Here is a 9,578-nt window from a genome sequence, read left to right as displayed (position 1 = left end):
AGACCAATGGAACACAATGGCAATATCGGCAATCAGTTTAGCGGCGGTTTCCCAGTCGAGGTTTCCCGCCGTTTGGTAAAAGACTCCAAAATCTCTCCAATACTTGCCATATCGCCGCCATCAAGTTCGCAAACAGCCGCATATGGCCATCCAGAAAGACGTGCGATCATAGTTATTACTTGGTCAGTGCCTTCCTTTTTATCGATGGCTTGCATATCTTTTACTTTGATACGCCGTAAGGTGATTTCAGTACGCTCTTTTCCTTCAAATGTGATAGGAATAAGCAATTGATATATAACAGTTTGTTGTATAGTCATTTTATAATCCTAAAATTTCTCTATGATCTGCCAATTGATCAATGCCGTTGAATTTTCTGACCATGTTGATGGCATCTATTTCAACGATTTCAATGTCTTTCTGGACATACTTGAAATATTGCAATGTGAATGTAGCTGTGGATGTTGCCTTGCTTCCTGGTTGCCATTCTGCCATTTCAAAGCCTTTGCAAAGCCCTCTCATGGTAATGATAACCCCTTCTGCCGGCGTCCCTTGTGCTTGCATTGAACTGCGCAAGGAGATGTCGACATCTGTGCGTCCTAACAATGCCATTAATTCTGGAGAACAATCAGAAATGGTCATGGTAAGAGAGAGTGTTTCAAGACCAAGATCAACCTCAATGGGCGTGCCCATACCACCGCCACGGTAACTTTCAACGATCAAATTCAAGTTTGGGAGGGTGACACTTTCACACTTTGCCTGATAGGGAATACCATCGACAAAAATGTTAAAATATTTCAAAACTCTTGGTAAAACAGGTATAGTCATTAAAAGATCTCCTCTAGGTAATCATTGATGATTTGTGAACGGAAGGTGATGTGTTCTGCTGGTGTTGTTGGTGTAAATTCCACATTGAAATAGACTCTGCCGTCTCCAATAGCACTTGCTGTATTAAGTTCTGGATCAGGTGTACAGCGTCCTCCAAGAATGGCGCCTTGCGCTTTTAAATCGCGCAAATAAGCATTGACGCTTTCACTCACATCATTCAGATAGGTCTTTTTGATATTGCGATCGACTGCCCACAGATGTCCGCGCAAAATGGCATCGTTAATCATATCTGCGGTGCGTACCACCGATAAAAAGGCAAATTTGGTATCGCTTGAAAGTGTGCGATTGCCCCAGAGGCGATAGCCGTTTTCACGAATAATGGTTGTGATGTTTTGTTCATTGAGAAGATTGGCGCGACTTGCGCGATCACCAATGGAAAAATCAATTGGGCGTGCTATGCCAACAATACCATTGATCACTTTATTGGAAGGGGAATGCCAAAAGCCATTGGCAAAATCATTTTTGGCAATGACCCCAGCAACCGCTGCACTTGCTGGCTCTTCTAAGATCTTGCCATTGCGATTGACCTTTACAAATGGATCAATGAGAAGGGCGCGTTTTGAATCAAAATCCTTTGCTGCGCTAAGGGCTGCTTCATCTGTTGTGTTGGGGGCATCAATCACCACAATCGCACGCAAACGCTCTGCAATGCCAATCAATTCTGCTGCAACGGGGTTAGAGGTTGTACTGATCTCAGTTTTTGCACTATCACTCGTTCCATCAGTGGTTACACTGGATGGGCGTTGATGTGTAAAGCCTGGCGCAATCAGAATACGTGGTGTTTGTCCCACAACAGATTGTGCTCCAATGAAAGCATGAACACCTTCATAGGCGCCATGTTCGTTCACACCGCCTAGAATGTTGGTGAGTGTTGCTTCTTCATTGTCTCCTTTTTCCACACGGATAACGACGACAATTGCTCCCACTTGCTTAAAAATAAGATCAAGGGCATTGGGTAAAGTACCGCGTCGTTTGCCTGTTTTATCCAGTTTTGCGGCTTGTGAAAGAGAGCCTGCGACCAAAACCGGTGTGTTAAGAGGAAAAGCTTGTTCATCGGCATCGGGTGCTGTGCCGATAATTCCGATAACGCCAGACTGAACTGCACGAAGGGGGCGTGTGCCGTCATCAACCTCGACGACTTCAACACCGTGTAGAAAACCTGTTGCCATTTTATGCTCCTTTAAAATAGTGGCTAGTTGAAATGAATATGAAAAAATGAGAGATGAAGAGCTGTGTTTTTCAATGCTCGGCATCCAAAGATGAAATTAACAAAAATATCAAAAGTATCTTGACATTATTTCTGTGATGTGTATCTTCGAATCAGGTGCCTAACAAACACCTTAAACCAATAGCGGATAGATTGCCGAAACAATCTCTTCTCCGCACATTAAAGGCTTTGACTCATTATATGCTCGTGGCATATAAATGGCTTGTCGGGTGTGGTTACATTATACAATACCCTTACGGGGAAAGTGTAACGACGGACTATTGGCCGTGTTTGTTAGCGCCCGGCACTCTTTTTTAGAGTGTCATTAACAAACATCTATCCAATAGGAATTCATTATGAACAATCTTATAGAAATTACAGAACAAGTCATTGATCAAGAAACTGTTCAAACAGTAAATGCACGTGAATTGCATACTTTTTTGGAGATAAAAGCTCGCTTTAATGATTGGATTAAAAATCGCATTAAAGAATGTAAATTCCAAGAAAATATAAACTTTATAACGCTTACTAAAAATTTAGTAAGCGGTGGAAAGGTAAAGGAATACCATATTACCTTAGATATGGCTAAGCACCTTTCGATGATAGAGCGTAATGATAGAGGACATGAAGCACGTCAATACTTTATCAAATGTGAACGGCTTTTGAAAAAAGTAGCAACACCACAAGTTGATTACTCCAAACCCGAAGCATTACTGGGCGTTTTGAATCATCTACAAAGTCAAATCGAACAGAAAGATCATGTTATAGCAGAACTAACTCCAAAAGCAGAGGCTTTAGATGGCTTAAAACGCTCTGATGGGCTGTTTGGTCTTATCGAAGCAGCGAAAATGCTTGAGGTACGACCAAAAGATTTGACCGATTACTTGCGAAAACATGATTGGGTGTATCGACGGGCTCCAGGGGCACCTCTGTTACCCTATCAAGATAAAATCAAGAAAGGCTTTATGGATTGCCCTGCGATTACCATTCAAAGACCAGATGGGACAGAAAAGGTACTCCCTTCAACGAAAATCACCTCAAGAGGTTTAGCATGTTTGAGAGAACAAATCCATGGAGGTGTACAATGAATACCAGTATAGATTTTTTATGCGATTTGTGGATGGCGTTGTATCAGTTTTCTGATCGTGATGATATTGAAGACAAGGCTTTTAATACTCTTATTGAGACTATGGATGCGATAGAAAAAGCTTTGATTTTAAAACTTCAAAATGAAACCCCAAATGCACTCAAAATTTTGGCAATGATTACAAATTTTGGAACTTTAAGACCACCTCCGATTATAGAGTCTTTGTTAAAATCTTACGAACCCAATTTAGACAACCCCATTAAAAAGGTTGCTTAAGATAAAACATGGTTCATCTCCCCATCTTTAGGGTGGGGAGAAGATCATGAATGGCTATGTTCCATTTGCGCATTCATTTCGTTAGCTGTTAGTGTTGGAATAGAAGAGACATCAATATCACGCTCTGCATGCCAAGCATCATAATTGGCTTGCATACGTAACCATATGGCAGCTCCATCACCAAACATTTTTCCAAGGCAAGCAGAAATAGCAGGAGAAACGGGTTTTTTTGCCTTCAGGATATCATAAAGATGTTGGCGTGATATACCGAGCATCTGTGCAATTTCTAATTTTGTTTTGCCAGTTTCAGGAATAATATCTGCTAAAACTTCTCCTGGATGAGTAGGGCAGCGGTTTTTATCTCTTTGTGCAGGAATGTCATTCATAACTGTATCCTTAGTGATATTGTTCAAGATCAACACGGTAAGCATTACATGAGTCAAATTCAAAGGTAATACACCATGGTCCGTTAACGTGGACAGTGTAACGGGTAGGTGAATATCCACTCAAAGAATGAAAGTTAAATCCTGGAAGATTCATATCTTCTGGTCTTTCAGAAAAATCTAAACGATCAAGACGAACCATGATACGTTTTACAAGTCTCTTATCAATCTTGGATGAATTTCCCGTTTTGAATAATTCTGCCAATATTTTGCTTTTAAACGTTTTAATCATTCCTTTATATAGCGTGAAAGACTATAAATGTCAACAAATAGCTTACATTGTATGTGCTAAAAAAGCCCTATCGCTTAAAGGTCTTCAAAAGTCATTTAAAGACCCTTTTGTATTGTTTATCGTTTTATAAATCACAATTTGTGATGATAAGCTCCTTAGCGGGAACTGCATTATTTGAGGCGTTACACGAATAAAGTGTGTTGACCTTTTTAAAGGTAAATTGACTAAAGGTTTTTCGGACTTCTGGCACATCGTTTAAAGACAATAGAAACTTTCCTTTTAATTGCGCAAGGAGCGCAGACATCGTCTGGTAATCCTCCCGCTTAAACAAATTCTTTCCATAATAATCCTCAACACCCCAATAAGGCGGGTCAAGATAAAACAAGGTGTTTGGACGGTCATAACGCACCATAAAATCAGACCAGTCTAAATGTTCAATGGTAACACCTGCTAAACGGCGGTAAATAAGCTTTAATATGCTTTCAAGTTTCAAAGCATTAAACCGGGCACCACGGTCTGTTTCAACTCCAAACGCACGACTGGCAACCTGACCACTAAAGCTTAACCGCTGTAAATATAAAAACCTTGAAGCCCGTTCTAAATCCGTAAGCGTTTCTGGATTTTGTGTCTTTAAGCGTTCAAACGCCTCACGGCTGCTTATTTGAAACTCCAAAAATTCTATAAAGGGGTGATAATGGCGTTGTAAGACCCGAAAAAAATTCACCACATCTCCTAAACGATCATTGATAATTTCAGTAGGGGGTATCAATTTTCGTCTAAAAAATATTCCTCCCATGCCAACAAAAGGCTCGGCATAAATGCTATGTGGAATATCCTCAATAATTTTGATAATGGTTTTGGCTAATCTTCTTTTGCCACCAATATAAGCAGCAGCTGGTGAGACAGGTTTAACAGATTTTAATTTTTCTTTGTTGAGTATGTCCATCATTTTTTAACACTCTTCCATCTATATTAGCCATCTTCTCATTGCTTTCAGTGATAAGAAGTGGCTGCGATGTTAAGTTGTGTTACATCGGGCGGGGGTGTCGCAAAACTGTTCCCGTTGGCTGGGTGACCAGCCCAGCCTCTATTTTTGTTCCTTTCTTTAATTTGGAGTTTCTAGGATAATTCCTGGGGTATACCCGCTATGATTTCTCATAGTGATGGGTTATCAGAGCGGCTTGCTAAGAGCCGTTGATCTCTTTACAAGTTTTGGGAGTAGAAGAGGGGATACGCTATGATTTCGGGGTGTTCTTCAAGAGATCAAGAATAACTTTGCTACAGTGCACTAGAGACTATTTACTTTTGTTGCCATTTTGCTCTCCAAATCAATGAAGAGACTATAACAAGCATCACCATGCTTCATAAGACTGACAGTGTCAGTCAAAAAAAGCCCTTTAAAAGAGCGATAAAAAGCTTTAAAAACATATAAGCCTGCTTATAGAACAGCTATCCATTTGACTTGTGCTCTCTTTGGTTTTGTATTTAATCTTTCCATAATCTTATAAGAACAGCACCATCAGCTCCAGCACCGCTTGGAGAAGAATCAGAGTGAGCACCGGCACCGCCGCCGCCAAAACCACGCCCTGCTTTTCCTGAACTATAGTGACCTTGTCCTGTTCCTCCACCACCTCCTCTTTATGTATCGCCTCCAGCATCACCGCCATTACCACTTGTTTGACCCGTAACTCCACTCGTTCCAGCATAACCATTTCCCCCTTTAGCAAGTCCTGGATAGTTATCTGTTGCTAAACCAAAGTTCCCGCCAACTCCTCCAGTACCACCAGAACCTGAAGAGTAATTAGATGAATTGTAATAATAAGCTCCACCTCCACCTTTTCCTCCTGTAGCAGTCATAAAATTCCTTCCAACGGTTGTTGTGCCTCCAGAATTTCCTGTCAGACCACGCTTTGCAACAGAAGCTCCTCCTTTACCAATGATGATATTCTCATGACCGTTTAAACTTACTTTATAGCCATACCATACTGAACAACCGCCACCGCCGCCACCTCCTCCTAATCGTGGCGTATCCGCTCCACCACCACTACCACCGCCCCCCCAGGCTGTAATTTCAACTCTAGTTTGGTCCGTGACCCAGTTGGGCCATTCAATTTTCCCATCTTGCGTATAGAGCAATTCAGCATCGGCAATAATGAGTTTATTAATCAAATCTTTTTTGATGTTTTTAATTTCCTGCTTGAGAATATCTATTTCTGATTTCGTATAAACAAGATCTCCATCGACTTTTAAAGGTCCTTTAAGTAAGCTTCCGCTTGTACTTAAGTTAGTGACCACTTTGTTGTTATGGGTAGTAATATTCAATGATGAGTTTCCCAACAGCTCCAAACCGCCACTCATGGTGACTTTGCTGGTAAACTTGTTGTAACTTTGCCATTCATTGGCTTGTTTTAAGCGCCCATAGCTGGTCAGATCTTCGTTAATCTTGGCTCTAAAGTCATCTAATCCAACGATATCTTCTGTTTTATGTTTGTGTGCCCCTAATAAGGAAACGGCACTGCCAAAGGTAAAATGATTGTTTCCTGATTTATAAAGCACATAGTTATTTGCGGCATCTTTGGCCCCCTCGATATCGCTTAAATCGGCAAAGGTGAAGGTTTTATTCGCTGCCATCTTGCCATTAAGAGCGCTTTCTAAACCCGTCACATCATTGATTGTATGGGTGTGTTGTAAAGAGGCTTTTTGGTCTATCTTTTCCTCAACAGTTATAAGCGCTTGATCAAGTTTGGTGAGATTATCGCGTAAAATGGGGAATTCAGAACTAATAAAGCGTCCTTCTTTGGGCAATTCCATGTCGAGTTTTTTAGTTTTGCTCATTTTTTGTTCTCCCATCATATGATGCCAGCACCAAAATCACACACCATGGAGCGTGCAGCAGGTCCACCGGTAAGGGTGAGTTTAAGGCGTGCTTGTCGTGCTGTTTTGTCACTGCTCACAAATTTGCGCTCTGTCCAAAGCGGTTCAGCGAGTTGTTCTATCTCATCGAGTTTTAAAGGGACAAAGGTACCATCATCCAGTTGCATCTCGAGGGTGAATGAAGAACCGCCCGGTAAGAAGGTTTTGATATAGCTCGTTAATCTTGCCTTTTCCCCAAAGGCAAAAGCTCTTGTGACATAAGTTGCTGTTTTATGAATCTTTCCTGCAATCAATTGCACAGGGGCAAATAAGACCGGTGAAAGCTTCTCTGTCCCTTTGAGAATAGCGCGAAGCTTGACTTTTTCACTGATATATTCGGTCAGCTTGAGCAATTGAAAGGGAAGCAGTTGATAAACCGTGCCATTGTTTCTTTCAATTTCAAAGATGACAGAACAATCGCTTGAAGGCAATTCAATGGCTGCACGCACCTGCAAATCAGAGCAGTCCACAAGATCAAAGGTGCCTAAATCCACCGTTTTTTCTGTTTGTTTATAGCGTGCAGCGAGAACCCGAAAGGCTAAAGCCTCATCTTGGTGCGCGCTCCAGCTCTGCGCATTAACAGAAGAAAAGCGTGGACCCGTCACATAGGGGTGACTTGAAACATATCTTTGGTTGCCTTTATCAAAATCGCCAAGTTTGGCGAGAGAAACAGAATGATCCCCATCATCAGTTTTAAGCACAAAGGCGGTGAGACGATCATCGGGCACTAACAAAGGAACAGCGTAGCGTGCGCCAGCCCAGCCGGTTTTGGCGCCCTTCATGGAATAGGAGGTTTGGGCTTGAATATCGGCGGTGGGATAACCGTTTTCGGTAGTGACCAAATCAATCACCAGATCATGGGCTTGATTGCCTATTTTACAAAGATGGAAATCAATCCCCGTTATTTGACGTGTTTCATCGGGGGTAAAGACTTGTGCTTGCGGGTCGACTTGTGTCCAGATTTTCACTGTGGTGGTACGCCGCATCACCTTCACATCAATCACCCCTTGACCGGTAAAAAGCCCCGTTGCTGTTGTTCCACCTTTCCCTCGTGCAATCACATTCTTTGTCCCAGCCGTAATGTTTGGAGGAATCTTGAAACTCCCTTCAAGGGTGCCTTTGCTATTGGCAACAAGACGGCTTGTTGGCAAGACATTCACGCCATCAAAGGTAAGACTGTCCAAGATTTCATCACTGCCAAAACCTTCAATCTTAAAATTCAACTTTATTTGTCTTAAAAAGTCGATTTGCTCCCTCGTTGTATTCACCAAATCATCGCTGATTTCTGTCTTAACGATGCTTCTCCCACGGTTCCAGCCCATATTGAGTTGATTGGTCACACTTGAGAGCCAATCAGTGCGCTCAACATGCCAAAAGTCTGTCGCGGGGGTAAGGGTGACTGTACCAGGGAGAGGCGCAAAATTTTGATAAGGATTGATCTTTTCGCAAGCGGTTGTCAACTCTTGCGCAATGACCACTTCATTGCTCCAGTCAAGCGTGACAGGGGCGTTCAAGGGGGCGGTATAAAATGTTGGATCAATAGCAAGCTGTAAAATGCCATTGCCGATAGCCCCTGTTTGTTCAAAACCTTCATCTCGATAACTGTCATCGAGAAAAGGGTCTGCAAACATGCCTTTTTTGGCAACAGGCTCTTTAGAGTCAACATTGCTTTTAATGCGCTCTAATTGCATCAAGCGGTCAAGGGAGAGCACGCGTTGAAAATAACGCCACATCTCATCATAGGGGGCAACACGTGTCCCATCATTTTTGACAATAGGCAAATCAAGCCAATTATTGGTAATGGTGGCAAGGGAGAGCACATCTTCAGGAACGCTTGGCGCCATGGGTTGGTCTGCCGAAACCCCTTTGATATAAACAACATCACCTCCTGTATTCAGTCCAATACGGTCAATGCGGGGCAATTTGTAAGTATAACTGACAATGATATCACCGCCCTCCGCACCTCCTGAGACAGTGATTTCTTGTGCTGTAACTTTATCGGCTTTTACACTTGCGCGGTAACGGTAAGTCACCGTATAGCTACTGCTAGGGAGTGGTTCATCGCCCATCGGGGCCCAATCAATGGTGTCACCGGTTTTTTTAAAGTCCTTGCCTTCTTTAAATTCTTTACTTCCTTGCACAATTTTAAGAAAAGCAGTGATACTTTTATCGGGAACGCCGTCACGCCCAGATGTAATAGCCCCGCGGGTGATGTTAACGGTTTTTTCTTTTGTCAATAAAATGGAATGAACAGCTGCAATGGGGGTGTAATAGGTTTTAAAGGTAAAGCTTGTTTTGCCTTTTAGGGGCGCAAAAATATGGGTTTCACTAGGAACTTCACTTGTCGAAAAGTCTTCCATCTCTTCATGGCGCAAGGCGGCTAAGCGTTTGCGTTTGAAACCATTGATATTGGCTTCTCCCTCTTGAATACTGAACACTTGCTTTTGTCCCTCTTGTCCCAAAGCTGTCACACGGCAACCATTCACGATATAATGCCCATGGGCGCGGTCGTACGTCGCAATGGCTTGCATGGCC

At 42.4% G+C, this 9,578-nt stretch carries 9 protein-coding genes and 1 pseudogene; 2 read left to right on the top strand and 8 right to left on the bottom strand.

Annotation, left to right across the window (positions count from 1 at the left end):
• Nucleotides 1–32 precede the first annotated feature (32 nt).
• From BN202_RS08650 to BN202_RS08640, 3 genes are read right to left on the bottom strand one after another with little or no spacing between them, the layout of a single operon-like run.
• Complete coding sequence (locus BN202_RS08650; RefSeq protein ID WP_019220250.1) at nt 33–317, bottom strand: phage tail assembly protein; 285 nt, start codon at nt 315–317, stop codon at nt 33–35.
• A gap of 1 nt (nt 318) precedes the next feature.
• Nucleotides 319–825, bottom strand: coding sequence for a phage major tail tube protein (locus tag BN202_RS08645; RefSeq protein ID WP_019220249.1), 507 nt, complete (start codon nt 823–825; stop codon nt 319–321).
• Nucleotides 825–2,054, bottom strand: a complete 1,230-nt coding sequence (locus BN202_RS08640) for a phage tail sheath subtilisin-like domain-containing protein (protein ID WP_019220248.1) — start codon at nt 2,052–2,054, stop codon at nt 825–827. The genes BN202_RS08645 and BN202_RS08640 overlap by 1 nt, the downstream gene beginning before the upstream one ends.
• Before the next feature lie 394 nt (nt 2,055–2,448).
• Between BN202_RS08640 and BN202_RS08635 the strand changes: the two genes are divergently transcribed.
• Nucleotides 2,449–3,180 carry an antA/AntB antirepressor family protein gene (locus tag BN202_RS08635; protein WP_019220247.1) on the top strand — a complete coding sequence of 244 codons (732 nt, stop codon included), beginning with the start codon at nt 2,449–2,451 and terminating at the stop codon, nt 3,178–3,180.
• Entirely contained in the window at nt 3,177–3,455 is a 279-nt protein-coding gene (locus tag BN202_RS08630; protein WP_019220246.1) for a hypothetical protein, read from the top strand. The genes BN202_RS08635 and BN202_RS08630 overlap by 4 nt, the downstream gene beginning before the upstream one ends.
• Nucleotides 3,456–3,499: 44 nt before the next feature.
• Here the strand turns inward: BN202_RS08630 and BN202_RS08625 are convergent, their stop codons facing one another.
• From BN202_RS08625 to BN202_RS08605, 5 genes and pseudogenes are all read right to left on the bottom strand, one after another.
• The gene (locus BN202_RS08625; RefSeq protein ID WP_019220245.1) at nt 3,500–3,841 is read right to left on the bottom strand and encodes a HigA family addiction module antitoxin; all 342 of its coding nucleotides are present in this window, start codon (nt 3,839–3,841) and stop codon (nt 3,500–3,502) included.
• A gap of 10 nt (nt 3,842–3,851) precedes the next feature.
• On the bottom strand, nt 3,852–4,130 hold the full coding sequence (locus BN202_RS08620; RefSeq protein WP_019220244.1) for a type II toxin-antitoxin system RelE/ParE family toxin: 279 nt from the start codon (nt 4,128–4,130) through the stop codon (nt 3,852–3,854).
• 124 nt (nt 4,131–4,254) lie between these two features.
• A complete protein-coding gene (locus BN202_RS08615; protein ID WP_034988063.1) occupies nt 4,255–5,076 on the bottom strand; it encodes a DNA adenine methylase in 822 nt (273 codons plus the stop codon).
• A gap of 539 nt (nt 5,077–5,615) precedes the next feature.
• Nucleotides 5,616–6,965, bottom strand: a pseudogene (locus BN202_RS08610) (Bgr_08870 family protein).
• Nucleotides 6,966–6,979: 14 nt separating this feature from the next.
• On the bottom strand, nt 6,980–9,578 hold a 2,599-nt coding region (locus BN202_RS08605; RefSeq protein ID WP_156792130.1), incomplete at its 5' end, for a DUF4815 domain-containing protein.

This window comes from Bartonella florencae (genome assembly GCF_000312525.1).
GTDB lineage: Bacteria > Pseudomonadota > Alphaproteobacteria > Rhizobiales > Rhizobiaceae > Bartonella > Bartonella florencae.
This window is presented reverse-complemented; position numbering and strand designations above follow the sequence as displayed.

Excerpts from the sequence above, each read along its gene's own strand:
- BN202_RS08650 (WP_019220250.1), bottom strand. The coding sequence starts at position 317 with ATGACTATACAACAAACTGTTATATATCAATTGCTTATTCCTATCACA.
- BN202_RS08645 (WP_019220249.1), bottom strand. The coding sequence starts at position 825 with ATGACTATACCTGTTTTACCAAGAGTTTTGAAATATTTTAACATTTTT.
- BN202_RS08640 (WP_019220248.1), bottom strand. The coding sequence starts at position 2,054 with ATGGCAACAGGTTTTCTACACGGTGTTGAAGTCGTCGAGGTTGATGAC.
- BN202_RS08635 (WP_019220247.1), top strand. The coding sequence starts at position 2,449 with ATGAACAATCTTATAGAAATTACAGAACAAGTCATTGATCAAGAAACT.
- BN202_RS08630 (WP_019220246.1), top strand. The coding sequence starts at position 3,177 with ATGAATACCAGTATAGATTTTTTATGCGATTTGTGGATGGCGTTGTAT.
- BN202_RS08625 (WP_019220245.1), bottom strand. The coding sequence starts at position 3,841 with ATGAATGACATTCCTGCACAAAGAGATAAAAACCGCTGCCCTACTCAT.
- BN202_RS08620 (WP_019220244.1), bottom strand. The coding sequence starts at position 4,130 with ATGATTAAAACGTTTAAAAGCAAAATATTGGCAGAATTATTCAAAACG.
- BN202_RS08615 (WP_034988063.1), bottom strand. The coding sequence starts at position 5,076 with ATGGACATACTCAACAAAGAAAAATTAAAATCTGTTAAACCTGTCTCA.